The following is a 25,132-nucleotide window of genomic DNA, read 5'->3' on the forward strand; positions in this document are numbered from 1 at the left end:
GCTGCACGCCACTCAAGGAAGCCTATGGAACAGTTCGATCTCATCGTCATTGGGGGCGGGTCCGGTGGCGTGCGCGCCGCACGCATTGCGGCCAATCACGGTGCCCGCGTGGCGCTGGCCGAGGAATACCGCATGGGCGGCACCTGCGTGATCCGCGGCTGCGTGCCCAAGAAGCTCATGGTCTACGCCTCGCGCTTCGCGCAGGAGTTTGAAGAGGCGGCAGGCTTTGGCTGGACACGCCCCGCTTTGATTGGGCCATGCTCAAGAACCGGCGCGATGCCGAAGTGGCCCGTCTGGAGGGCATTTACCGCAGCAACCTGCAGAACGCCGGCGTGCAGATTCTGGAGGGCCGCGCTACGCTGGAGGACCGCCATACCGTGGCGCTGTCAGACGGCCGACGTTTTCAGGCCAAACACATTTTGATAGCAACTGGCGCACAGCCGGCGCGGGGGCCAGACGTTCCGGGCCACGAACTGGCGATCGACTCCAATGGTTTCTTTGACCTGACCGCGCTGCCAGCGCGTGTGGTGGTGAAAGGGGCTGGCTACATAGCGCTGGAGCTGGCCTGCGTGCTGCATTTGCTGGGTGCGCAAGTGACGGTGGTGGTACGTGGCGACAAGATATTGCGTGGCTTTGACGACGAGTTGCGCCAGCATTTGGCGGCGGAGATGGCCCAGAGCGGCATGCAGTTCCGCTTTGGCCGCGAAGTGCAGGCGATTACGCGCACCGACGGCGCCCTGCAGGTGCAATTGGACAATGGCGACACCCTGATTACCGACTGCGTACTGCGCGCCATGGGCCGCCAGCCCAACGCGCAGGGCCTGGGCCTGGAGGCGCTGGGCATCGTGCTGGACGCGCAGGGCGCCATCCCGGTGGACGAATTCAGCCAGACCACAGTGCCTGGCATCTATGCCGTAGGCGACGTAACTAACCGCGTGAACCTCACGCCCATGGCCATTCGCGAGGGCCATGCCTTTGCCGACTCCGTGTTTGGTGGCACACCGCGGCGCGTGGACCACACGCTGATTCCTACCGCCGTATTCACCACGCCTGAGGCCGGGGTGGTAGGGCTCACCGAAGAGCAGGCTCTAAAAAGCCACCCGCGGCTGGACGTGTACCGCGCCAGCTTTCGCCCCATGAAGGCCACACTGTCCGGTCACCCGGGCAAGATGCTGCTCAAACTGCTGGTGGACCGCGACACCGACCGCGTGCTGGGCTTCCACGCCGTGGGGCCAGATACCGGTGAAATGGCCCAGCTGGTGGGCGTGGCCTTGCAGCTGCAGGCCACCAAGGCCGCGCTGGATGCTACGCTCGCGGTCCACCCCACGGCCGCCGAAGAGCTGGTCACCATGCGCACGCCCGCCGTGCGCCACAACCTCTAAGGCGCCCCCTCCCCATGCAACCCACTCACATTCACTGGACCGAAGCGGGCCAGGCCTGTTCTGCGCTGTGGCGCTCCGAGCGCGGCGCAGCGCCTCCCAAACGCGTGGTGCTGGCCGACGACACCACCACGGCGGATGACGCCTACCACCTGGCCTGTGAAGGCACGGCCCTGCTCTGGCGTGGTGATTTTCAAAACGCCCGCCAACTGCTGCAAGCCCTGGCCCGCCGCATCGACAAAACACCCCAGCGCAAGCAGCGTGCCGCCAAGGGCGCGGCCATCCATAAGGCGCCTGCTTCCCCCGCAGACAGCTTCAACCTGCACCGGCAGGCCCAGGCACAGCGTGCTCGCGTGCTGGCCATGGTGCTGCTGCCTTTCAACGCCGACTACAGCGTCCCCCTGCGCCGCGCGCCCGATGCGCGCAAAGCCTGCACCGAGGCCTGGGGCCCGGTGGTGGCCGAAGACGGCGCCAGTGTGGCCAGCCTGCGCGACCTGCTGGGCATGACCAGCGCCCACGAGTGGCGCAAAAAAGGCGTGGAAATTTCTGCACTGGGTGCAGCACCCAACAACCGCATCCACCCCCACTACGGCGTGTTCTCCCCTGTGCGGGGCGAGTATGTGGATTTGGTGGCCACGACGCCGTTGCCCAGGGGCTCCAATCTGGTGGCGTTTGACATTGGTACCGGTACCGGCGTGCTCTCGGCAGTTCTGGCGCGCCGTGGCGTTACCCGTGTGGTCGCCACCGACCAGGACCCGCGTGCCCTGGCCTGCGCCCGGGCCAATCTGGACCAGCTGGGCGTGGCAGCCCAGGTCACAGTGCTGCAGACCAACCTGTTTCCTGAAGGCCTGGCCTCGCTGGTGGTGTGCAACCCGCCCTGGTTGCCCGCGCGGCCCAGCTCGCCCATTGAGTACGCGGTGTACGACGAAAACAACCAGATGCTGCTGGGCTTTCTAAACGGACTGGTGGCCCATCTGGCACCGGGGGGCGAGGGCTGGCTCATCCTGTCGGACCTGGCCGAACACCTGGGTCTGCGCAGCCGTGAGGAGCTGCTGGCCGCCTTTGCCACCGCCGGGCTGCAGGTACTGGGGCGGCACGATGCCAAACCTCTGCACCCCAAGGCGACAGATGGCACCGACGCCCTGCACGCGGCACGCGCGGCCGAAATCACCTCGCTGTGGCGCCTGGGCCCGCTGCACTGATCGTCCCAATCCCCTTGGGGCGACACGCGTCGCCCCAAGCTGTTACGCTTCGCCCTCTTTTGAAGGAACCTGCCCCATGACTGACGCCCTCTACACCGCCTCCATCCCTGTTTTCAAGCAAATGCTGCAAGCCCTGAGCGGCGTGCTGCACAAGGCTGAAGAGCACGCCGCCGCCAAGAAAATTGATCCCACCGCGCTGCTGCAGGCGCGCCTGTTCCCCGACATGTTCCCGCTGCTGCGCCAGGTAATGATTGCCAGCGACTTTGCCAAGGGCGCCGCTGCGCGATTGGCTGGCGTGGAGGTACCTGTGATGCCCGACACCGAACTGACCTTTGCCGAGCTGCAAACCCGCATTGCCACGGTGCTGACCTTTATCAACAGCCTGGATGCCAGCCTGTTCGATAAGCCCCACACCCGCGAGATCGTCATCCAGGCCGGCACACCACGTGAACGCACGTTCGACGCGTCCACCTACCTGCTGCACTACGCTATTCCCCAGTTTTTCTTCCACGTGACCACCGCCTACGCGCTGCTGCGCCATAACGGCGTGGAAATTGGCAAGAAAAACTACATGGGTGTGAACTGAGTTGCTATTGAATTAATAGCTGCTCGCGCAAAGCCTACGCGGGCTACAGCCAGTTTTGGCGCATAAAGCAAAAAGGCCCTCAGTTGAGGGCCTTTTGCATGGAGACACCCGCTGGGGGTGTCAGGGCTCAGCTGTGACGCTTGCCGGGGTTCTTCTTGCTACGTGTAGCAACGCCGCGTTCCAGGCTGACGCGTTGGCCGCGGCCGCCGGTGGGCAGGGTGTAGCCAGGCAGGGGCTTGGGAGCGGGAGTGGCTTTGCGGTCGGCTTCGGTAACGATTTTGTTGCCCATGGAACTATCCTGTTGGTTGGTGTGAAAACCGGTATTTTCTCACTTTTTTTGAAGCCCCCCGGCGTTTGCCACAATCCCCGCATGCAGGCCTTCTATTCCGACCAATTTGTGCTCCCTTTGCCTGAGGGCCACCGCTTCCCCATGGCCAAGTACCGCATGCTGCGCGACCAGCTGGCGCAGCACCTGCCCGAGGTGCGGTTGACCGAGGCACCTGCCGCCACGCGGGGCGAGCTGGCGCTGGTGCACACGCAGGCTTACATCGACGCGATTCTGGAAGGCACGGCCGTGCCTGCGGTGCTGCGCGAGATTGGTTTTCCCTGGAGCCCAGCCATGGCCGAGCGCGCGCGCCGCAGCGTGGGCGCCACCGTAGCCGCGGCCCGCGTGGCGCTGACTGAAGGCCTGGCCGCCAACCTGGCCGGCGGCACGCACCACGCCTATGCAGACAAAGGCGGCGGCTTTTGCGTGTTCAACGATGTGGCCGTGGCGGCCCGCGTGCTACAGGCTGAATGGAGCCGCACCCGCCTGGCCGACGGTAGCCACCGCCCTGCCCTGCAGGTGGCGGTGATTGACCTGGACGTGCACCAGGGCAACGGCACGGCGCATATTTTTCAGGGCGACGACTCGGTGTTCACGCTGTCGTTGCACGGCGACAAGAACTTTCCGTTTCGCAAAGAGGCCGGTGACCTGGATGTGCCCCTGCCCGATGGCTGCGGCGATGCCGACTACCTGGCGGCCCTGGAACAAGCATTGCAGCGGCTGGAGGGCCAATGCCAGCCCGGCGTGGTGTTTTACCTGGCCGGGGCCGACCCGCATGAGGGTGACCGCCTGGGCCGCCTCAACATCACGGCCGACGGCCTGGAAGCGCGCGACCGGCGTGTGATGGACTGGTGCTGGCAGCGCCGCATCCCGCTGGTGTTCACCATGGCAGGTGGCTATGGCACCAAGATTGAGGACACGGTGCAAGTGCAGCGCACCACCTACCAGGTGGCCTTGGGCTACTGGAAGCGCTGGCAGGGCCTGCAGCCCAATGCCCGCCTGGCCTAGGCCGTAGCAGCCTGCTGCTTGGTGCGCCAGGCGATGAAGTCCGGCAGCGGGATGGGTTTGCTCATGTAGTAGCCCTGGGCTTCGTCGCAATCCAGCGCAATGAGCTTGTCCAAAATCAGCTGGTTCTCCACGCCTTCGGCCACCACGGACAGACCCAGGTTGTGCGCCAGGTCAATGGTGGAGCGCACGATCTTGGCGTCGCTCTCGTCGGTTTCCATGCCCATGACAAACGACTTGTCGATCTTCAGCTCGTTCACGGGCAGGCGCTTGAGGTAGGCCAGCGACGAGTAGCCCGTGCCAAAGTCGTCAATGGAGAGCTTGAAGCCGCGCTCGGACAGGCGGTTCAGCGTGGCCTCGGCGCGCTGCGGGTCGTCCATGATGGCGCTCTCGGTGATCTCCAGGCAAAACGCGTCAGTGGGGGCGTTGTGCTTGGCCATCATGGCGTCCAGCTTGGCGGGAAAGTCCTGGTCCAGCAGGTCGCGGGTGGACAAGTTGATGGCCACGCGCAGCGGGCGGCCATCGGCACGCAACGCGGGCAGCGCACGTGCCACCTCCTCAAACATCCACAGCGTGAGCTGGCGCACAAAACCGGTTTGCTCCGCAAACGGGATGAACTGCATGGGCGGTACCAGGCCCCGCGTGGGGTGCTGCCAGCGCACCAGTGCCTCGGCGGCCACCACCGTGTTGTCAGCCAGCGTGAGCTTGGGCTGCAGGTACAGGCGCAGTTGCCCGTGGTCCACCGCATAGCGCAGCTCGGTCAGCAGGGACAGGGTTTGCGTGCTCGACGAGTCCAGCGCCGGGTCGTAGATCTGAATGCCCGTGGTCTTGCGCTTGGCCACATACATGGCGATCTCGGAGCGGCTCAGCAGCATGTCCACATCTTGCGCATGCATGGGCCACGAGGCAATGCCGATAGCCGCGCTCAGGTCCACCGTCTGGTCTTCCAGCGTCAGGGGTTCTTCAAACGAGGCTGCAATTTTTTGCGCCACGGGCAAGGCGCCCATGGCATCGGTGCTTTCAATCAGCACCGCAAATTCATCACCGCCCAGGCGCGCTACCTCGCCAATATCGGCGCTGATCAGGCCACTCAGGCGCTCTGCCACGGCCACCAGCAGGCGGTCGCCAAAGGCGTAGCCCAGCACATCGTTCACATGCTTGAAGCGGTCCAGGTTGAGCATGATCACCGTCACCGGCGGGCCACTGTTCTGCATCGCAATGCTGGCCTTGATCGACTGTTGCAGCAGGTCGCGAAACTGGGTGCGGTTGGGCAGGCCGGTCAGCCGGTCCCAGTAGGCCAGTTGCAAAATTTCGCCCTGCTGGGTGCGGATGCTGCTGCGCATATGGTCAAACGCGCGCGACAGGTCGCCGATTTCGTCCTTGTGGCGCAGGGCTGGCAGTTTTTTGTCGTACTCGCCGCGGCTGAGCTGTTCGGCCGCACCCACCAGGGCATGCAGCGGCGTGGTGATGCGTCGCGCCAGCACCATGCTGCCCGCGCCAAACAGCGCCAGGCCCAGGGCCGCAATCACCAGCAACGCCAATTGCACCTGCTGGTAGGGCGCCACCACCTCATCCAGCGAGCGCAACAAATACGTTTGCACGTCGGTAATGTCGCTGCGCGTGGTGCTGTGGCGCACCACCAACGTGTCAGCCCCCAGCCGAATTTCACCGCCCTGCCCCAAGGCGCTCAGCGCTGCCTGGTCCAGCACCGGCAGGCTGCTGACCAGCAACGCGCCCTGCCGTGTCAGCAGCACCACGTGGATGCCAGACAGGCCAAACATGTCGTTAGCCAGCGACTGTTCGATGGGGAACCCCATCACCACCCAGCCGATCGTCAGCGGCGCCTTCAGGGGCACCATGACGAACTGATAGAGCTTGCCGTCGATCAGCTCCAACTGGTGGTTCTGGTCGCTCTTGCCAATGTCGGCCGCCACGCGCTGCAGGATGGGGGCGAACTGTGCCTCGCTGGCACGCTCCAGGCCGGTGGCTTGCAGGGCAAATTCGGGGTTCAGCAAGGCCGTGACAGGGGCGCCTATGCGCGCACCGCTGTTTTCCAGGGCCGAGCGCAGGGTCTCGGTGTCCCCGCTGCTCAGGGCCGAGCGGAAGCCAAAGTCGGCCGCCAGCACCGCCGCACCCTGGCGCAGCTTTTGGGCATTCTGGTCCAGCAGGCGCCACCACACCTTGTCGCCAATAACCAGTTCCTGCGTCAGCTGGGCCCGCACATTGCTGTTGATGCTGGTGCGCACCACGCTGTAGACCGCCACCTGCACCAGCAGCAGCAGCGCCAGTGAGAACACCACAAACTTGGTGCCCAGGCCCCAACTGGCCACTGTTTTCGACAGGTTCAAACGCTGCTCCCCGCCAGCTTCACCACCACGGGCGCACCGCCCGTACCCACTGCCTGGGCTTGTTCGGTCGCTGCCGCGCCGGTGGGTAGGCTGGCATGCCAGGTGCGCAGCTTGTAGTTGCCGCTGGGCACGTTGTCCAGGTTCAGCTTGCCCTGGGCATCCGTTTGGCCAAAGTACGGGGTGTCCACCACCAGCACCCAAGCCACCATGTTGTCGTGGATGTTGCAGCCCAGCACCGCAATGCCGACCTTGTCAAACACCACGGGGTTGGCCGGCACGCCTGCGTAGAGCTTCAGCTCAAACGTCTTGATGGGCGAAAACGAATAAACATGGTGGCGCACCGTGTCCTGGTTGGGGAATAGCACCGCGGTACCCGGCGTGACGACCGTAACCGTGGGGGTGAACTGCTTGGCCACCTGGGCCACTTCCACCCCCTTGAGGGGCTTGGTCGCGGCCTTGGCCTCCGCAGACTCCAGGAAGACCACGGCATTGGGCAGTGGCTTGCCGGTTTTGTCCTGCACCTGCACTTGCAGCGAGCCCGCCCGTGCAGGGCCTGCCAAAACGATTGCGCCAACGACAGCGGCAACCCAGTACAGTTTTTGTGTAAGACGCATGGGCACGACTCTAACCCAAGCCGGCATTTTTGCCGTGCCGGAGGGTCAGCCGCGCAGCGCCTTTTTCAGCTCCACGCCCAGCTCGGGCTTGTGGGCAAACGGGTCGGTGGGGTTGCGCGCCATCAGCACGTCTTCCAGCCGCGTTTGCACCGAACCAATGGCCTTGGGGTGGCTGTAGATGTAGAACTGATTGGCGGCAATGGCGTCGAACACCTTTTGCGCCACCTCGGCCGCCGTCACCTTGCCGCTGCCCACGGCCTTGTCGCTCATGGCCTGGCCAATGAGCTGGCTGCGTGTGGGCTTGGCGGGGGCTTCGTCGGCGTCCGGGCGGTTGCGGTGACTCTGGGCAATGCCGGTAGGCACAAAGAAGGGGCACAGCACGCTGGCGCTGATCTGGTCGGTCACCAGGGCCAGGTCCTGGTACAGGGTTTCGCTCAGGGCCACCACGGCGTGCTTGCTCACGTTGTAAATGCCCATATTGGGCGCGTTGAGCAGGCCGGCCATGCTGGCGGTGTTGACGATGTGGCCGGTCCAGGCCGGGTCCTTGGCGGCGGCCTCCAGCATCATGGGGGTGAACACGCGCACACCGTGGGCCACGCCCATGACGTTCACGCCCAGCACCCATTCCCAGTCTTTGGTGGAGTTTTCCCACACCAGGCCGCCCGCGCCCACACCGGCGTTGTTGAACACAAAGTGTGGTGCGCCAAAGCGCGCCAGCGTGGCGGCGCCCAGCGCCTCCATTTGCTCGGCCTTGGACACATCCACCTTCATGGCCAGCACGGGGGCGCCTGCGGCCTGCATCTCGGCCACGGTCTTGTCCAGCGCATCCTGCTGCACATCGGCCAGCACTAGGTTCATGCCCAGTTTGGCGCCAATGCGTGCGCATTCCAGGCCAAAGCCCGAGCCGGCGCCGGTGAGAACGGCGGTTTTGCCTTTGAAATCGGTAATCACGGGGTGTCTCCAATAAGGAAAAATCAGGGCTGACGAACCATCTCGATGTGGTCTATGCCGTCTTCCACATAGGGCTTGCCCACATCGGCAAAGCCGTGGCGCTCGTAAAAGCCTTTCAGGTGGGCCTGCGCGCCAATGCGAATCGGCTGCGCGCCCCACTGTTGCTGCAACGCGCGTATGGCCTCGGCCATCAGCACGTGGCCCAGGCCACCACCGCGCGCACTTTGGCGCGTGACCACGCGGCCGATGCTGGCCTCGTCAAACGTAACGCCCTTGGGAAAGCAGCGCACGTAGGCGATGAGTCCTGGCGTAGGCACGCCAACACGGTCACCGGGGAGTTCGGGTGGCAGTGGATTCTGCGTAGGTAAAGGAGGAGCCCGCAAAGCGGGCGGGGGACACGGAGCAGAGTCCGCTGACACCCGAAATCCCAGCAAGTGCATAGCCTGATCGTCCAGACCGTCCATGTCCTGGAAGATGCAGTTCTGCTCCACCACAAACACTTCGCTGCGAAGGCGCAGCAGTTCGTACAGCTGCTCGCGGCTTAGCGCGTCAAACGGCAGCCATTGCCAACGGATGGCTTCGACGGGCTCAGCCCGAACGGTATTCAAGCTCATGCGGGTTGGGCCGCCTTCAAAACGTAGCCAATGCGCGGGAAGTGCACGCGCACGGTGCCGGCGCGCTCGTCGGTGCGCTGCAGCGTGAAGCGGGTGCGCGTGGCTGCCACCAGCGTGCCGGGGGTGGGTTCCTGGCCAAACAGTTCGGCCGCAATCGTCACCTCGCTGCCCAGCGCAATGCCGTGCTCATCCTGGAACGTGGTGTCTTCATCATGCGCAAATGGGGCGCTAGCCCCCGTAGACGCTGCGCTAGCCGCTATCGCATCTGTAGCAGACAGCTTCTCGAAGCTACCATGTCCCAGTGCGGCCATGCGGTCCATCCAGGCCAGCACGGCGGGCGTGGCGTTCAGGATGTCGGCCATCACCGGCACGCGCTTGGCGGTAAACCACAGCGGGTGGTAGGCCGCAAAGTCGGCCACGCAGGGTGTGCCGCCCAGCAAAAAGTCTTGCCCTTCCAGCATATTGGCCAGGCGGCGCAGATAGCTTTTGTAGGCTGCGGTGGCGTCGGCCGGGCGCAGGCGCGTCATGCCGCTGGACATGGCGGCGCGGTCGGCGCCAAAGGCCTTGGCCGCTTCGGGCGGCGCGCCCTCAAACATGCTGGCAGCCCCCTTGGGCTGTAGGTTGTAGGCCATGGCGGCCCAGAACAGCGTGGTGTCGGCCCACTGCGCCAGCACGCGGGCCATGCCCTTGTTATGGGCGGGGTACAGCGTGGGCGTGGGCTGGATGTGCTCCAGCACATCGCAGATCAGTGCGCTGTCGCAGTAAATGTCAGCGCCAATTTGCAAAAACGGCGTCTTGCGGTAGCCGCCGGTCAGCGCCACCACATCGGGCTTGGGCAGGATGGCGGGGATGATGACGGACTTCCAGGCCAGTTGCTTGTAGCCCAGCACCAGGCGCACTTTTTCCGAAAACGGCGAGGTGGGGTAGTGGTGGAGGATGAGGTCGGTCGATGTGGCGCTCATGGCATGGCCCTTTCAATAATGCTGTCAAAGTCCACCGCGGCGCCCAGGGTGCCAAAGGTGTGGCCCCAGTTGCCCGCCAGGCGGGAATCACAAAATGCGTTAAACACGGCGGCTGGCGCGCTTTGCTGCAGCAGCGCGGCCTGCACGGCCAGCGCCACGTCTTGTGCCAGGCGGCGCGCCTCCATCTCGGTGGCCATGTGCTCTACCCGGCTGGGCAAGGCGGTGGCCAAGCGGTCCAGCGCGGGGTGGGCACCCTGGGCCGGGGCCAGCTCGCGCACCAGCGCAGCGGCCACATCGCCCTTGCGCAAGGCGCGCAGCAGGTCCAGCGCCATGATGTTGCCTGCACCCTCCCAGATGGAGTTGAGCGGCATCTCGCGGTAGATGCGGGCCATGGTGCCCTCGCCGCCCTCCTCCACATAGCCGTTGCCGCCCAGGCACTCCATGGCCTCCTGCGCAAAGGCGGCGCCGCGTTTGCAGATCCAGAACTTGGCAATGGGCGTGAGCAGGCGGCCCATCAGCACTTCATGCGCATCGCCTTTATGGTCAAAAGAGCGTGCAAGCCTCATGGACAGTGCGGTGGCAGCTTCGCTTTCGATAGCAAGGTCGGCCAGCACGTTGCGCATCAACGGCTGCTCGATCAGGCGTTTGCCAAAGGCCTGACGCTGCGCCGTGTGGTGCAGCGCAATGCTGAGCGCCTGGCGCATCAGGCCGCTGGTGCCCAGCGCGCAGTCCAGCCGCGTCATGGTGCCCATTTCCAGAATCTGCGGCACGCCGCGCCCCTCGTCGCCCACCAGCCAGGCGGTGGCGTTCAGAAATTCAACTTCGGAACTGGCGTTGGCCTTGTTACCCAGCTTGTCCTTGAGGCGCTGAATGCGGATGGCGTTCGTGGTGCCACTACCGGAGGGGTTTTCAAAGTCAGGCAACACGCGCGGCAGAAAAAAGCACGATAGCCCGGCTGGCGTTTGCGCCAGCACCAAAAACGCATCGCACATGGGCGCCGAGAAAAACCATTTGTGCCCCACCAGCGTGTAGCGCTGGCCCCAGGCGTCTTCGCCGTCACGCACTGCCTGCGTGGTGTTGGCCCGCACATCGGAGCCGCCCTGCTTCTCCGTCATGCCCATGCCCATGGTCAGGCCGGTCTTCTGGTTGAAGGGCTTGAAGGCCGGGTCGTAGGCGCGGGCTGTGAGCCCCGGCGCCCAGTCCTTGAAGATGGCTGCGTTGCCCGGCAGTGCGGCCATCACCGCGTAGGTCATGGAGATGGGGCACAGGATGGACGGCTCGGCCTCGGTGAACAGCATGAAGGCAGCGGCGCGGCGCGTGTGGCCGTGGGCCTCTTCAGCCCAGGGGCTACCGTGCAGGCCCGCCTGCGCAGCGGCCGTCATCAGCGCATGGTAGCTGGGGTGAAACTCCACCTGGTCCACGCGGTGGCCCGTACGGTCGTGGCTGTGCAGCACGGGCGTGTGCACGTTGGCTAGGCGCGCGTGGGTCTGCATCTCGGCGCTACCCATCTGTGCGCCCAGCGCGCTTAGGCTGGTGGTGTCCAGTGTGGGGGCGTTGAATTTCAGCGCGCTCTGCAGGGCCTGGTTGCGGTCAAACAGGTTGGTGCCCACCAGCGGCTCGGCCTGGTTGAACACCGTGTGGGTGGCGGTGACCATCAGACCAGCTTGACCAGCTGCTTGCCAAAGTTCTTGCCCTTGAGCAGGCCCAAAAACGCCTCGGGCGCGGCGGCCAGGCCCTGGGCAATGCTTTCGCGGGGTTTGAGCTTGCCGGTGGCGACCATGCCGCCCAGTTCTTTCAGCGCTTCGGGCCACACGTCCATGTGTTCGCTGACGATGAAACCCTCCACCTTCAGGCGCTGGGTGAGAATGAGCGCGGGGTGGGCCAGTGGCAGGGGCTGGCCGTCATAGCCGGCGATCATGCCGCACACGGCAATGCGGCCAAACGCGTTCATGCGCGGCAGCACGGCGTCCAACACCATGCCGCCCACGTTTTCAAAGTAACCGTCGATGCCGCCTGGGCAGGCGTCTTTCAAGGCCTGTGACAGCGAGGCCGCATCCCTGTGCAGCTTGTAGTCGATGCAGGCGTCAAAACCCAGCTCGTCCACCGCGTATTGGCATTTGTCGGGTCCGCCCGCAATGCCCACGGTGCGGCAGCCGCGTGCCTTGCTGAGTGCGGCAAACGCGCTGCCCACCGCGCCGGTGGCGGCGCTGATCACCATGGTCTGGCCCACTTGCGGCGCAATGATCTTCACCAGTCCGTACCAAGCGGTCACGCCGGGCATGCCTACGGCGCCCAGGTAGTGGCTCAGCGGCACATGGGTGGTGTCGACCTTGCGCAGCGCGCCGGGTTGGCCCGCGTCCACCACGCTGTATTCCTGCCAGCCGCCCATGCCGACCACCTTGTCGCCTACCTCGAATTTGGGGTGGCGCGACTCCAGCACCTCGCCCACCGTGCCGCCGCCCATGGTCTGGCCCAGGGGCTGGGGCGTGGCGTAGCTCTTGGCGTCGTTCATGCGGCCGCGCATGTAGGGGTCCAGGCTCAGGTAGTGGTGGCGCACCAGCACCTGGCCGTCCTGCAGCGCAGGCGTGTCGCTGGTGACCAGCTTGAAATTGCTGGCAACGGCTTCGCCCACGGGGCGGTTGTCGAGGTGGATTTGCTGATTGCTGGGCATGGTGGTCTCCTGAAATGCTATGGTTTTGCTAGCTGCTTGCACAGATTACACGGGGGCTAGAGACCTCTTTGGCTTCAAACTAGTCGGTAGAGATGCCACTGCCGACATTGGCCGGGGTGTTCAGTGCATTCACGCTGCGTGCGCCCGTGGCCAGGCGCTTGACGTACTTGAAGGTGCCCGTGGCATGCGCGCAGGGCTTGCCTGCCGCATCAAACACCGTGGCCTGGGTGAAGGCCAGCGTGGCGGTGCGGTGGATCAGCTCGCCCTTGGCCACCAGCGGCCCGTCAGCACTGGGCACGGCGGGCTGCATGAAGCTGGTTTTCATCTCGATGGTGACCACACCCATTTCGGGGGTGACACTGCGCGCGGCCGTGGCCATGGTCACATCCAGCAGCGTCATCAACGCGCCGCCATGGGTCACGTTGAAGGAGTTCAGGTGCTCGGCCAGGGGCGCGTAGCGGATCTCGGAGCGACCATCGGCAAACAGCGTGAGCTCAAACCCCAGGTGGGTGACAAAGGGAATCTCCACACCAAAGCCCACGGCCTGCTCCCACATGGTCAACCGCCGGTGACTACGGAGACGCCGCCATCTACTGCCAGCCACTGGCCGGTGATGTGCTTGCCTGCGTCCGATGCGTACAGCAAGGCCAGGCCCTTCAGGTCTTCGTCATCGCCAATGCGCTTGAGCGGTGCGTGGGCGGCCATCTTGTCTTCGCCCAGGGTTTCAATCAGCACCGCAGCCATCTTGGTCTTGAAGAACCCGGGGCAAATGGCGTTCACGTTGATGCCATAGGCGCCCCACTCTGCCGCCAGCGCGCGCGTGAAGTTGATGACCGCGCCCTTGGACGTGTTGTAGGCGATCGTCTTCATGGCCGTGGGGTTGCCACCCAGGCCGGCGATGGAGGCGATGTTGATGATGCGGCCGCTCTTGCGCGGGATCATGCTTTTCTTGGCAATGATCTGGCTCAGCAAAAAATAGCCGCGCACGTTCAGGTTCATCACCTTGTCCCAGGCTTCTACGGGGTGGTCTTCGGCGGGTGCGCCCCAGGAGGCGCCAGCATTGTTGATCAGAATGTCCACATCGCCCATGCGCTGCAGGGTTTCGTCGGCCAGACGGTGAATTTCGCTTTCCTTGGCGCAATCGGCCGCGATCCAGCGGGCGTCGATGCCCGCGGCCTGCAGTTCGGCAGTGGCCTCTTCCAGGTCGGCCGCCTTGCGTGAGCTCAGCATGATCTTGGCACCGGCTTCGCCCAGGGCGTGGGCCATCTGCAGGCCCAGGCCGCGCGAGCCGCCGGTGATCAGGGCGGTCTTGCCGGTCAGGTCAAAAAGTTTTTGGACGGTGCGTGTCATGCGGTCTGCCTCTTGCGAATGGTGGGAGAAAAAACGATTGTCGGTTTGCAGCGTCCACCGCCGTGTCCCCTGCGTGATATGCGCGGGCCCTAGTCTTTTTCGTGCAGCCGCGAGCGCACGTAGATGAGCACCACGCCGCCGACCACGGCCAGGCCGCCCAACTGGTAGAACAGGCTGGCATCCTGTGCCCCCTGCTGGTCGATGAACACGCCCAGCACGATGGCCAGCAGGCCGCCGTAGATCAACACCCAGACCATGCGCTCGATGCGCTGCAGCCGTGCGTTGCTCGTGGCCTTGGTCTCTTTGAAAAACGCCATCAGAATGCTCCTTCGGGAAATGACGCACAGGTCAGATCCCGCGATTGCACCACACCCAGCCAGGCGCCGATTTTTGGTAGCTCGTAATGGAAGAAGAATTGCGCCGCACCCACATGGCCCTGGGTCGCCAGTTGCTCCTGTTTCGGGTCGTTGTCCAGCGCGCAGGCGGCCACATCCAGCCAGATCCAGGCCAGCACCGTGTGGCCAAAGGCCTGCAGATACGGCACTGCGTTGGCCAGCGCCTCGGCCGGCACGCCGGTGGACCAGGCCTGCTGCGTGGCCGTGCCCACATCCTGCAGCGCTTTGCCCAGCGCCTTGGCGTGTGCCGCGAGTGCGGGAATGCCGCTGCAGCGGTGCACCGTGGCCATCACGCGGTGGCTCAGCAGCGTTAGGCCCCTGCCCTCCTCCATCAGCACCTTGCGGCCCAGCAGGTCCATGCCCTGGATGCCGTGGGTGCCCTCGTGGATCATGTTCAGGCGGTTGTCGCGCCAGTACTGCTCCACGGGGAAATCGCGTGTGTAGCCATAGCCGCCATGCACCTGGATGGCCAGGCTGTTGGCCTCCAGGCACCACTCGCTGGGCCAGCTCTTGGCAATGGGCGTCAGCACTTCCAGCAACAGGCGCGCCTCTTCGGCCTCCGCACCGCCGGCGGTGTGGTACTCGTCCACCAGGCGCGCGCAGTACAGCTCCAGCGCCAGCGCGCCCTCGCAGTACGACTTTTGCGCCAGCAGCATGCGTTTCACATCGGCGTGTTCAATGATGCGTGTTTGCGGTGCAGCGGCGTCCTTGCCGGCGCCGGTGATGGGGCGGCCCTGCGGACGGTTCTTGGCATAGTCCAGCGCTGCGTAGTAGCCGGCCATGCCCAGCATGGTGGCCGCAATGCCCACGCCAATACGCGCCTCGTTCATCATGTGGAACATGCAGGCCAGGCCCTTGCCGGGTTGGCCCACCAGGTAGCCCACGGCACCGGCTTGGCCATCCACGGGGAACTTGCCTTCGCCAAAGTTCAACAGCGTGTTAGTGGTGCCGCGCCAGCCCAGCTTGTGGTTCAGGCCCGCCAGCGCCACGTCGTTGCGCACGCCGGTCAGCTCGCCCTGCGTGTTCACCATTTTCTTGGGCACGATGAACAGTGAAATGCCACGCGTGCCGGGCACCAGCTTGCCATCCGCATCGGGAATCTTGGCCAGCACCAGGTGGATGATGTTCTCGTTGATCTCGTGCTCGCCCGAAGAGATCCACATCTTGTTGCCCTTGAGCCGGTAGCGCGGGCCCAGCTGGTCGTTGGCAAAGTCTGCACCATCGGGCACGGCGCGCGTGGCTACGTCCGACAGGCTGGAGCCCGCTTGCGGCTCACTCAGGCACATGGTGCCCGACCAGCGGCCGGAAAACTCGTTTTTGGCAAACACCTCTTTTTGCAGCGCCGTGCCATGCGTCATCAGCAGGTTGGCATTGCCCGTGGTCAGCATGCCGGTGCCAATACTGACGGATGCGCAGGCAAAGAATGCGTTGGCCGCAGCCTCCACGCTGTACGGCAGCTGCATGCCGCCCATCTCGTAGTCTTGCGCGGCCGAGAGCATGCCGGATTCGGCATAGGCCTTTTGCGCATCGTGCGTGGCCTGCGGCAACACCACCCGCAGGCTACCGTCGGGCTCGGTCACCGTGCGCGGTTCTTCCACATCGGCCAGGCGGTTGAACGGCGCGTACTTTTCCCGCGCTATGCGCTCACAGGTGTCCAGCACCGCGTCAAAGGTCTCGCGGTTGTGGTCACTGAACCGTTCCCGCCCGGTGAGCGCCGTGGTGTCGAGCCAGTCGTTGAGCAGGAAGTCGAGGGTGGTGCGTAGGGTCATGGGCGCATTTTCCTGCAATGCTGGGGGCCGGCTAGCGGTGGGTGTCCGCTTGGTGACGGTGACGCAATTGGACTGACCCAATCAGCCACGTTGCTATGCTCAGATTGGTTTGTTGTACAGATTAATGGTAAGCGGCAAAGCTGCTTGCTTCCGGTTGTGCAAATGGATTGAAACAGTGGTTTATGTGGTTACATTGACCTCAATAGGAGGATGGCGCCTTTTGGTGCAAACAGACATGCAGCAATATTCACCTTTTTCAATTCCATTGCGCGATCTCGCAGCTGCCGATCTTCCGGCACTGAAACAAACAGCTGAGGGTTGGTACATTGAGTACAAAAGAGAGACGCCCAACGCAAGTGCGATAGCCAAGTCGATATCTGCTTTCGCCAACACCTATGGAGGTTGGCTATTCATCGGAGTTGATGAGGTGTCAAAGGAGATCCCAGTAGCAGGATCTTTCCCCGGTATCGCTCAAGACGAAGCAGATGCAACCCTGCAGAAGATTCGCAAAGCTGCTGTCGATCATTTGAATCCAACGCCGCACTTCGACACAAAAATCATTTATGGCCCTAACCAAGAGCTTGGATTGGCTGCGGACCGCGTGGTGATCTGTGTATGGACACCTCAAAGTACTTTGGCGCCACATGTGCATAAGAGCGGGAGTATCTATCGGCGGGTCTCAGATGCTTCAGAGCCCAAAGCAGAAAATGACCGATTCATACTTGACCAATTGTGGCGGAGAGGCGACGAGATGAAGCGTCGTCACAAAGATTGGTACGAAATGGACCCGGAATTCTCCAAGCGCGAAAGTGAGCTTCCGTACATTCGGTTGATGCTGATTGCAGACCCATGGGCACAGAGAGACATTTGGATAGACGCGGAAGAGAATGAGATACGTGAAGCCTTGGGTGGAAATCTTGGGTCAGCAACTATTCACTTTGACAGTGTTTACACATACTCAAATGGCTATATTGGACGACAACTTGCTGGAAATAATCCGCACAACTTGACTCTTACTTGGCGTTTACGACATAGCTTAATCAGTGATGTCTTGATTCCTTTACCGCTTTATGACGTAGATGATGTTGAGCACCTCTCTATCGAGTTGGACGGCTATAAACACGTTGAACAGTTTACGAATCTTCTGCGCAAACATGGGGCGTCATCTCCACGTGTTGTTGATCTGAACTACGTACTGAACGTACTCATTGGCGTTGCTGAGACTCAGGAACGCCTTTGCAACCTTGCGAGATGGAATGAAAATTATTTTTTTAAAGTAAAACTGCTGAATTCATGGAGAACAATTCCATACATTGACGCTCCCCAAGTGCTTGATCGCTTGGAAATAAATGGGCTATCAATGTGTCTAGACAAAACTTCGTCAGTTCCTCATGGCCTTAGCCCAGATAGCTATATTCAAATTACTCGTAGACCGGACATTCAGGAGCGTGCGACGCGAAATCTAATTGAGGGCGCGGCAATGTTCGGAGCGTTAGCTCGCGCGTACGGTCTGCCAATGTGGCTTCCCGACGACGAAAAGGGAATGCCCTATCACGATGCTTTATGGAATGCTGGGCGCAGAGGCTTGGAAGCACAGCGTCTTCGCAATTTGAGAGAAAAGCGCTAGATTGATTGCCGCATGAAAAAAAGCCACCCTCGGGTGGCTTTTTTGCTTGGAAGAGTTTGAAGTCTCAGTCGCCTTACAGCACCTCAAACACCCCAGCAGCCCCCATACCGCCGCCAATGCACATGGTCACGCAAACGCGCTTAGCGCCACGGCGTTTGCCTTCGATGAGGGCGTGGCCGGTCAGGCGTTGGCCGGACACACCGTAAGGGTGGCCCACGGCGATGGCGCCGCCGTTCACGTTCAGTTTGTCGGCAGGTATGCCCAGCTTGTCGCGGCAGTAGATCACCTGCACGGCAAAGGCTTCGTTCAGTTCCCACAGGTCAATGTCGCTGACCTTCAGGCCCAGGCGCTTCAGCACTTTGGGTATGGCGAACACGGGGCCAATGCCCATTTCGTCTGGCTCGCAACCGGCCACTGCAAAGCCCAGGAAACGGCCCAGAGGTTTCAGACCCTTTTGCTCGGCAATCTTTTCATGCATCACGACCACGGCACCGCCGCCGTCGGAGAACTGGCTGGCGTTGCCGGCAGTGACCAAGCCGCCGGGGACAGCAGAGCGCAGACCCTTGATGCCGTCGTAGGTGGTGCCGGCGCGAATGCCTTCGTCATCGCTGACGGTGACTTGTTTGGTCATCAGGCCCATGACCTTGTCGGCCACACCCATGGTGACGGTGATGGGGGCGATCTCGGCCTTGAACAGGCCGGCTTCCAGCGCTGCGCTGGCACGCTGCTGGCTAGCTGCGCCGTATTCGTCCATGGCCTCGCGGCTGATGTTGTAGCGCTTGGCCACGTTCTCTGCGGTTTGCAGCATGTTCCAGTAGATCTCTGGCTTGTTCTTCACCAGCCAGGGGTCGGCCATCATGTGGGTGTTCATCTCTTGCTGCACGCAAGAAATGGCTTCCACCCCACCGGCCACATAGATGTCGCCTTCGTTGGCGATGATGCGTTGCGCCGCGGTGGCAATGGTTTGCAGGCCTGACGAGCAAAAACGGTTGATGGTCATGCCCGACACGGTGACGGGGCAGCCGGCGCGTAGAGCGGCCTGGCGGGCGATGTTGGCGCCGGTGGCGCCTTCGGGTGTGGCGCAGCCCATGATCACGTCGTCCACCTCACCGGCTTCGATGCCTGCGCGGGAAATCGCGTGCTCCACGGCGTGGCCGCCCAGGGTGGCGCCGTGGGTCATGTTGAAGGAGCCCTTCCAGCTCTTGGCCAGAGGGGTGCGTGCGGTGGAAACGATTACTGCGGATGTCATGGTGATGTTCCTTATTCGTGGCGAGCTAAACGGCTCAGTTGAACGATTTGCCTTCAGCGGCCAGCTTGGCCAGCAGCGGTGCGGGCTTCCAGAAGTTGGCGTCGTCCAGCGGGTTCAGGGCAAAGCGATTCATGGCTTGCACCACGTTGAACAGGCCCACTTGGTCGGCGTAGTTCATCGGGCCGCCGCGGTGTGCGGGGAAGCCGTAGCCGAAGATATAGACGATGTCGATATCGCTGGCCTTGTTGGCAATGCCTTCTTCCAGAATGTGGGCGGCTTCGTTCACCAGGCTGAACACCAGGCGTTGCACGATTTCTTCGTCCGAAATCTTGCGTGGTGTGATGCCCAGCGCCTTGCGGTGCTCTTCAATCATGGTCACCACTTCGGCATTCGGGATGGCATCGCGCTTGCCTTCGACATAGTCGTACCAGCCCTTGCCCACCTTCTGGCCAAAGCGGCCTTTTTCGCACAGCAGGTCAGCGGTCTTGCTGTACTTCATATCAGGCTTTTCCGAGTAACGGCGCTTGCGGATGGCCCAGCCAATGTCGTTGCCAGCCAGATCGCCCATGCGGAACGGGCCCATGGCCATGCCGAATTTCTCCATGGCCTTGTCCACTTGCGCGGGGGTGCAGCCTTCGTCCAGCAGGAAGCCACCTTGGCGGCCATACTGTTCGATCATGCGGTTGCCGATAAAGCCGTCGCACACGCCGGACACCACAGCCGTCTTCTTGATCTTCTTGGCGACCGTCATCACGGTGGCCATCACGTCTTTGGCAGTCTCTTTGCCACGCACCACTTCCAGCAGCTTCATCACGTTGGCGGGACTGAAGAAGTGCAGACCCACCACGTCTTCGGGGCGCTTGGTGAAGGATGCGATCTTGTCCACGTCCAGCGTAGAGGTGTTGGACGCCAGGATGGCACCGGGCTTCATCACGCGGTCCAGTTCCTTGAATACGGCTTCTTTGACGCCGATTTCTTCGAACACGGCCTCGATCACGAGCTCGGCCGTGCCCAAATCGTCGTAGCTCAGCGTGGTGGTCAGCAGACTCATGCGCTGCTCGTACTTGTCTTGCTTGAGCTTCTTCTTGGCCACTTGGGCTTCGTAGTTTTTGCGGATGGTGGCAATGCCACGGTCCAGCGCTTCCTGCTTCATTTCCAGCATCTTGACGGGGATGCCGGCATTCAGGAAGTTCATGGCAATGCCGCCACCCATAGTGCCGGCACCGATCACTGCTATGGAGTTGATAGCGCGTTGCGCAGTGTCTGCGGGGACGTCAGGGATTTTTGATGCTGCACGCTCGGCTAGGAACAGGTGGCGCAGGGATTTGCTTTCAGCCGTCCACATCAGGTTGATGAAGATCTCGCGTTCGACCGCCATACCTTCGTCAAACTTCTTCTTGGTGGCGGCTTCGACTGCGTCCACACACTTGGCAGGCGCGGGGAAGTTTTTGGACATGCCCTTGACCATGTTGCGGGCAAACTGGAAGTAGGCGTCGCCCTGGGGGTGCTTGCACTTCAGGTCGCGCACCAGCGGCAGTGGACGCACATCGGCCACCGAGCGGGCGTAGGCCAAGGCTTCTTCGGCCAGGCTCTCGGGGGAGGTGGCCATCTTGTCGAACAGTTTTTGGCCGGGCAGCATGGCCAGCATTTCGGCCTTGATGGGCTCGCCGCTGACGATGATGTTCAGTGCAGCCTCTACACCCAGCAAGCGGGGCAAGCGCTGTGTGCCGCCTGCGCCAGGCAGCAGGCCCAGCTTGACTTCAGGCAGGGCGATACTGGTGCCAGGTGCTGCGATGCGGTAGTGGCAACCCATAGCCAATTCCAGACCGCCGCCCATGGCCACGGTGTGCATGGCAGCCACTACGGGCTTGGTGGAGTTTTCCAAAACGCTGATCACGCTGATCAGGTTGGGCTCTTGCAGGGCCGTGGGCTTGCCAAATTCGTTGATGTCGGCGCCGCCCGAGAACGCTTTGCCAGCGCCGGTGATCACGATGGCCTTGACCGCCGCATCGGCATTGGCCTGGGCCATGCCGTCGGCAATGCCCTGGCGGGTGGACAGGCCCAGCCCGTTGACGGGGGGATTGTTCAGCGTGATGACGGCGATATCGCCATGGACTTGGTACTGGGCGGTCATGCTTTCATTCCTTGAAAAAGGTGGAGCCAGGGAAAATAGAACGATCGTTCTTTTTTGCGATTGTAGAAGGTTTAAGCCGGTTGCCAACCGGCTTTGTCACAGGTGGGACAAACGGAGGGCCAGAAGGTCAGACCTCCAGCCACTCCTTGCGGGTGTGGTTGTCTTCACGCAGGGCCTGCGGGGTGCCCTCAAACACGATGCTCCCGTGGCCCATGACGAGGCAACGGTCAGAAATAGCCATGGCGATGGTGAGCTTTTGCTCGATCAGCAGCACCGACACACCGCGTTCCCGCAGGGTTTTGAGGTACTGGGCCACCAGCTCCACGATTTTGGGCGCCAGGCCCTCGGTGGGTTCGTCAATGATGATGAGGTCCGGGTCGCCCATCAGGGTGCGGCACAGGGTCAGCATTTGTTGCTCGCCGCCGGAGAGTACGCCGGCCTCGGTGTGCTCGCGCTCTTTGAGGCGCGGAAACATGGTGTACATGTCATCAAACGACCACCGGACCTTCTTTTTGCCACTCTTTTGGCCCAGCAGCAGGTTTTGGTACACGGTGAGCTTGGGAAAGATGTCGCGGTTTTCAGGCACATAGCCAATGCCCAGGTGGGCAATCTCGTAGGCCTTGCGGCCCAGCGATTCCTTGCCCTTCCAGAGCACCGAGCCCTGGCAGTCCACCAGGCCCATGATGGCTTTGGCCGTGGTAGAGCGCCCGGAGCCGTTGCGGCCCAGCAGCGCGACAATTTCGCCGGCGTTGACCGTCATGTCCACGCCATGCAGCACATGGCTTTTGCCGTAGTAGGCATGCAGATTGGAGATCTGGAGCATGTCAGTGTCCCCCCGCCTGCGCGTCGGCCACCGAAGAGCCCAGATAGGCCTCTTGCACCCGGGCATTGCCCCGCACGGCATCGGGCGTGTCAAAGGCAATTACCTCACCGTACACCACTACTGCAATCTTGTCGGCCAAGCCAAACACCACACCCATGTCATGCTCCACGGTCAACAGGGTCTTGCCCTCGGTGACCTTTTTGATCAGGCCCACAAAGCGGCCGGTTTCGCTTTTGCTCATGCCCGCGGTGGGCTCGTCCAGCAAGATCACATTGGCACCGCCGCCGATGGTCACGCCGATCTCCAGCGCGCGCTGCTCGGCATAGGTTAGGTTCATGGCCAGCACGTCACGCTTTTTGTCGAGCTTGATCATCTCCATGAGCTCTTCGGCACGTTCGTTGGCGTCGTCCAGGTCCACCAGAAACTTCAGAAAGGTGTACTTGTAGCCCAGGCTCCAAAGCACGCCACACCGCAGGTTTTCAAACACGCTGAGCTTGGGGAAGATGTTGGTGATCTGGAAGCTGCGCGACAGGCCCAGGCGGTTGATCTCGAACGGTTTTTTGCCGTTGATGCGCTGGCCATGCAGCAGCACATCGCCGCCGCTGGGCTCAAAGCGCCCGCTGATCAGGTTGAACAACGTGGACTTGCCAGCACCATTGGGGCCGATGATGGCCACGCGCTCGCCAGCTTGCACCGCCAGGTTGACACCGCGGATGATTTCAGATTTGCCAAAGCTCTTGCGCAGGTCGCGCAGCTCCAGCGCCAGAGCCGGACGGGGTGTTGCGCTCACAGAGCGTCCTTCCGCTGGGTTTCTTTTTCAATTTCTTCCTGGATCTCGCTCCAGTCACGGCTGAACTGGCGGCGCACCAGCTCAAACAAGGCGACGCCGGTGGCCAGCACCAGGAAGGAGCCAAACCAGCTATTGCGGCTGGTGGCGTTGAGCGTGGCGCCCAGGAAGTGCAGCTCCGGCCCCAGGGCCGCGTTGAGCTGCTGGTGGTAGACCATCTCGACCATGGCACCGGCACCCGCCAGGGCCACCAGCGCCGTGCCCCCGAGGCCCATGTAGCTGACCCACAGCCGCCCCAGTTTGCCGAACTTGGCCACCCGCAGGTTCATCATGATCAGGCTGGCTATGCCGCCGGGGGCGTACATCACCATGAACAGGAAGATCAGGCCCAAGTACAGCAACCAGGCCTTGGTGAACTCGCTGAGCAGCACGAAGGCCAGCACCATGAGTACGGCACCGAGGATGGGGCCGAAGAAGAAAGTGGCCCCGCCCAGAAAGGTAAACAGCAGGTAGGCACCGGAACGCCCTGCGCCCACGACCTCGGCCGTGACAATCTCAAAATTCAGCGCCGCCAGTCCGCCGGAGATACCGGCAAAGAAACCGGCAATGATGAAGGCCATGTAGCGCACCCGCTGCGGGTTGTAGCCAATGAACTCCACGCGCTCGGGGTTGTCACGCACGGCGTTGAGCATGCGGCCCAACGGTGTACCGGTGAAGGCGAACATGGCGGCCACAGCCACAAAGGTGTAGGCCGCAATCAGGTAGTACACCTGTACCGCAGGCGCGAAGGTAATGCCGAAGAAAGGCTGGCCCACCACGCGGTTGGCCGACACACCGGCTTCGCCGCCAAAGAACTCGGAGAACATCAGCGACATGGCGAACACCAGCTCAGCCATGCCCAGCGTGATCATGGCGAAGGTGGTGCCGGACTTGCGGGTGGTCACATAGCCCAGCAGCGCTGCAAAGCCCAGGCCAGCCACGCCCCCCACCAGCGGAATCAGACTGACCGGGATGGGCCAGGTGCCGCCGCCAGCGGCATTGAGCGCATGGATGGCCATGTAGGAGCCCAGGCCGGTGTAGACGGCATGGCCAAAGCTCAGCATGCCGCCCTGCCCCAGCAGCATGTTGTAGGACAGGCAGGCAATGATGGCAATGCCCATTTGCGACAACATGGTGATGGACAGCCCGCTGGTGAACACGCGGGGCGACACCAGCAACAGCAGGGCAAACAGGCCCCAGACCAGGATCCGGCCCACGTTCAGGGGTTTGAAAGCGTAATAGCGCGTAGGTGCTTGCATAGGTGGATCAGCCTTCCCGGGTGCCAAGCAAACCCTTGGGCCTAAAAATCAAAATCAGTACCAGAAACAGGTAAGGCAAGATGGGCGCCACTTGGGCAATGGTGAGCTTGGCCGCCGAGTTGTTGCGCAGCGCATCCGTGACCTGGATGCCCAGGCGGGACAGCACGTCGAGCATGGAATAGTCAAACGCGACGGCAAAGGTCTGGATCACGCCGATGAGCACCGACGCCAGAAATGCCCCGGAGAGCGAGCCCATGCCGCCGACCACCACCACCACAAAGATCACCGACCCCACGGTGGAGGCCATGGCAGGTTCGGTCACGAAGGTGCTACCGCCAATGACACCGGCCAAACCCGCGAGGCCGGTGCCCACGCCGAACACCAGCATGAAGACGCGTGGCACGTTGTGGCCCAGTGCTTCGGTCATTTCGGGGTGGGTCAGCGCGGCCTGGATAACCAGGCCGATGCGGGTGCGGGTGAGCAGCAGCCACAGCGCCAACAGCATGCACAGGGCAATCACCATCATGAAGCCACGCGTCATGGGGAATGGCGAGCACACCACGCGGATCGCCGCATCGGCAGCCACGCACATGTCCGCGGGCGCCGCGCCCCACACCAGCTTCAAGCCATTGACCGCGTGGTTCACCAGCGTGAATGCCGGACCCTGCAGGGACGCCGGTGGCTTGAACTCCAGCGCCGTGCGGCCCCAGATGAGCTGCACCAGTTCCAGAAAAATATACGACAGGCCAAAGGTGATCAGCAGCTCGGGCACATGGCCAAACTTGTGCACCTTGCGCAGGGCTGTGCGCTCAAACACCGCACCCATGGCACCCACCAGCAGCGGAGCCACCACCAACGCAGGCCAGAAGCCGACCCAGCCCGACACGGTGTAGCCCAGGTAGGCGCCCACCATGTAAAAGCTGGCATGGGCGAAATTGAGCACGCCCATCATGCTGAGAATCAGCGTCAGACCGGCGCTGAGCATGAACAGCAAGAGCCCGTAGCTCAGCCCGTTCAGCATGGAAATGATGAAAAACTCCATC

22 protein-coding genes and 1 pseudogene are annotated in these 25,132 nt (G+C 62.6%); 5 read left to right on the forward strand and 18 right to left on the reverse strand.

Annotated elements, in window-relative coordinates; all coding sequences use genetic code 11:
• Positions 1–24: 24 nt before the first annotated feature.
• From gorA to J2X15_RS02425, 3 genes and pseudogenes are all read left to right on the forward strand, one after another.
• A pseudogene (gorA, locus tag J2X15_RS02415) lies at positions 25–1,382 on the forward strand (glutathione-disulfide reductase).
• A 14-nt stretch (positions 1,383–1,396) separates the two neighbouring features.
• Positions 1,397–2,581 carry a class I SAM-dependent methyltransferase gene (locus tag J2X15_RS02420; RefSeq protein WP_310339138.1) on the forward strand — a complete coding sequence of 395 codons (1,185 nt, stop codon included), beginning with the start codon at positions 1,397–1,399 and terminating at the stop codon, positions 2,579–2,581.
• A gap of 76 nt (positions 2,582–2,657) precedes the next feature.
• Entirely contained in the window at positions 2,658–3,167 is a 510-nt protein-coding gene (locus J2X15_RS02425) for a DUF1993 domain-containing protein (RefSeq protein WP_310339139.1), read from the forward strand.
• A gap of 127 nt (positions 3,168–3,294) precedes the next feature.
• Here J2X15_RS02425 and J2X15_RS02430 read toward each other — a convergent pair whose 3' ends face one another.
• On the reverse strand, positions 3,295–3,456 hold the full coding sequence (locus J2X15_RS02430; RefSeq protein ID WP_310339140.1) for a hypothetical protein: 162 nt from the start codon (positions 3,454–3,456) through the stop codon (positions 3,295–3,297).
• Positions 3,457–3,537: 81 nt separating this feature from the next.
• Here J2X15_RS02430 and J2X15_RS02435 point away from each other — a divergent pair, with 81 nt between their 5' ends.
• On the forward strand, positions 3,538–4,500 hold the full coding sequence (locus J2X15_RS02435) for a histone deacetylase family protein (RefSeq protein ID WP_310339141.1): 963 nt from the start codon (positions 3,538–3,540) through the stop codon (positions 4,498–4,500).
• Here the strand turns inward: J2X15_RS02435 and J2X15_RS02440 are convergent.
• The 11 genes from J2X15_RS02440 to J2X15_RS02490 form a co-directional block, all read right to left on the reverse strand.
• Positions 4,497–6,845, reverse strand: coding sequence for a putative bifunctional diguanylate cyclase/phosphodiesterase (locus J2X15_RS02440; RefSeq protein ID WP_310339142.1), 2,349 nt, complete (start codon positions 6,843–6,845; stop codon positions 4,497–4,499). The two genes, J2X15_RS02435 and J2X15_RS02440, sit on opposite strands and share 4 nt — an antisense overlap.
• Positions 6,842–7,459: a methylamine utilization protein gene (locus J2X15_RS02445; RefSeq protein WP_310339143.1), complete on the reverse strand. Its 618-nt coding sequence runs from the start codon at positions 7,457–7,459 to the stop codon at positions 6,842–6,844. Before J2X15_RS02445 ends, J2X15_RS02440 begins: the two co-directional genes overlap by 4 nt.
• Positions 7,460–7,504: 45 nt before the next feature.
• Positions 7,505–8,410 (reverse strand): SDR family oxidoreductase, encoded by a 906-nt coding sequence (locus J2X15_RS02450; protein ID WP_310339146.1) that lies wholly within the window; start codon positions 8,408–8,410, stop codon positions 7,505–7,507.
• A gap of 23 nt (positions 8,411–8,433) precedes the next feature.
• The gene (locus J2X15_RS02455) at positions 8,434–9,024 is read right to left on the reverse strand and encodes a GNAT family N-acetyltransferase (protein WP_310339148.1); all 591 of its coding nucleotides are present in this window, start codon (positions 9,022–9,024) and stop codon (positions 8,434–8,436) included.
• A complete protein-coding gene (locus J2X15_RS02460; RefSeq protein WP_310339151.1) occupies positions 9,021–9,986 on the reverse strand; it encodes a glutathione S-transferase family protein in 966 nt (321 codons plus the stop codon). The genes J2X15_RS02455 and J2X15_RS02460 overlap by 4 nt, the downstream gene beginning before the upstream one ends.
• On the reverse strand, positions 9,983–11,641 hold the full coding sequence (locus tag J2X15_RS02465; RefSeq protein WP_310339153.1) for an isovaleryl-CoA dehydrogenase: 1,659 nt from the start codon (positions 11,639–11,641) through the stop codon (positions 9,983–9,985). Before J2X15_RS02465 ends, J2X15_RS02460 begins: the two co-directional genes overlap by 4 nt.
• Positions 11,641–12,657, reverse strand: coding sequence for an NADP-dependent oxidoreductase (locus J2X15_RS02470; RefSeq protein ID WP_310339156.1), 1,017 nt, complete (start codon positions 12,655–12,657; stop codon positions 11,641–11,643). Before J2X15_RS02470 ends, J2X15_RS02465 begins: the two co-directional genes overlap by 1 nt.
• A 79-nt stretch (positions 12,658–12,736) precedes the next feature.
• Positions 12,737–13,213 (reverse strand): PaaI family thioesterase, encoded by a 477-nt coding sequence (locus tag J2X15_RS02475; protein ID WP_310339159.1) that lies wholly within the window; start codon positions 13,211–13,213, stop codon positions 12,737–12,739.
• A 2-nt stretch (positions 13,214–13,215) separates the two neighbouring features.
• Positions 13,216–14,007 (reverse strand): SDR family oxidoreductase, encoded by a 792-nt coding sequence (locus J2X15_RS02480; protein WP_310339161.1) that lies wholly within the window; start codon positions 14,005–14,007, stop codon positions 13,216–13,218.
• Positions 14,008–14,096: 89 nt separating this feature from the next.
• Complete coding sequence (locus J2X15_RS02485; protein ID WP_310339162.1) at positions 14,097–14,324, reverse strand: hypothetical protein; 228 nt, start codon at positions 14,322–14,324, stop codon at positions 14,097–14,099.
• Positions 14,324–16,171, reverse strand: a complete 1,848-nt coding sequence (locus J2X15_RS02490; RefSeq protein ID WP_310339165.1) for an acyl-CoA dehydrogenase — start codon at positions 16,169–16,171, stop codon at positions 14,324–14,326. Before J2X15_RS02490 ends, J2X15_RS02485 begins: the two co-directional genes overlap by 1 nt.
• 235 nt (positions 16,172–16,406) lie before the next feature.
• Between J2X15_RS02490 and J2X15_RS02495 the strand changes: the two genes are divergently transcribed.
• Entirely contained in the window at positions 16,407–17,798 is a 1,392-nt protein-coding gene (locus J2X15_RS02495) for an AlbA family DNA-binding domain-containing protein (protein ID WP_310339166.1), read from the forward strand.
• Between the two features lie 73 nt (positions 17,799–17,871).
• Here the strand turns inward: J2X15_RS02495 and J2X15_RS02500 are convergent, their stop codons facing one another.
• From J2X15_RS02500 to J2X15_RS02525, 6 genes are all read right to left on the reverse strand, one after another.
• Positions 17,872–19,047 (reverse strand): acetyl-CoA C-acyltransferase, encoded by a 1,176-nt coding sequence (locus tag J2X15_RS02500; protein ID WP_310339169.1) that lies wholly within the window; start codon positions 19,045–19,047, stop codon positions 17,872–17,874.
• 34 nt (positions 19,048–19,081) lie between these two features.
• On the reverse strand, positions 19,082–21,181 hold the full coding sequence (locus J2X15_RS02505; RefSeq protein WP_310339170.1) for a 3-hydroxyacyl-CoA dehydrogenase NAD-binding domain-containing protein: 2,100 nt from the start codon (positions 21,179–21,181) through the stop codon (positions 19,082–19,084).
• A gap of 127 nt (positions 21,182–21,308) precedes the next feature.
• Positions 21,309–22,004 carry an ABC transporter ATP-binding protein gene (locus J2X15_RS02510; RefSeq protein WP_310339172.1) on the reverse strand — a complete coding sequence of 232 codons (696 nt, stop codon included), beginning with the start codon at positions 22,002–22,004 and terminating at the stop codon, positions 21,309–21,311.
• Between the two features lies 1 nt (position 22,005).
• On the reverse strand, positions 22,006–22,794 hold the full coding sequence (locus tag J2X15_RS02515; RefSeq protein WP_310339175.1) for an ABC transporter ATP-binding protein: 789 nt from the start codon (positions 22,792–22,794) through the stop codon (positions 22,006–22,008).
• Positions 22,791–24,089, reverse strand: coding sequence for a branched-chain amino acid ABC transporter permease (locus J2X15_RS02520; protein WP_310339176.1), 1,299 nt, complete (start codon positions 24,087–24,089; stop codon positions 22,791–22,793). Before J2X15_RS02520 ends, J2X15_RS02515 begins: the two co-directional genes overlap by 4 nt.
• 7 nt (positions 24,090–24,096) lie before the next feature.
• On the reverse strand, positions 24,097–25,131 hold the full coding sequence (locus J2X15_RS02525; RefSeq protein ID WP_310339179.1) for a branched-chain amino acid ABC transporter permease: 1,035 nt from the start codon (positions 25,129–25,131) through the stop codon (positions 24,097–24,099).
• Position 25,132: the final 1 nt, after the last annotated feature.

The sequence above is a fragment of the Rhodoferax saidenbachensis genome (genome assembly GCF_031457975.1).
Taxonomy (GTDB): Bacteria; Pseudomonadota; Gammaproteobacteria; order Burkholderiales; family Burkholderiaceae_C; genus Allorhodoferax; species Allorhodoferax saidenbachensis_A.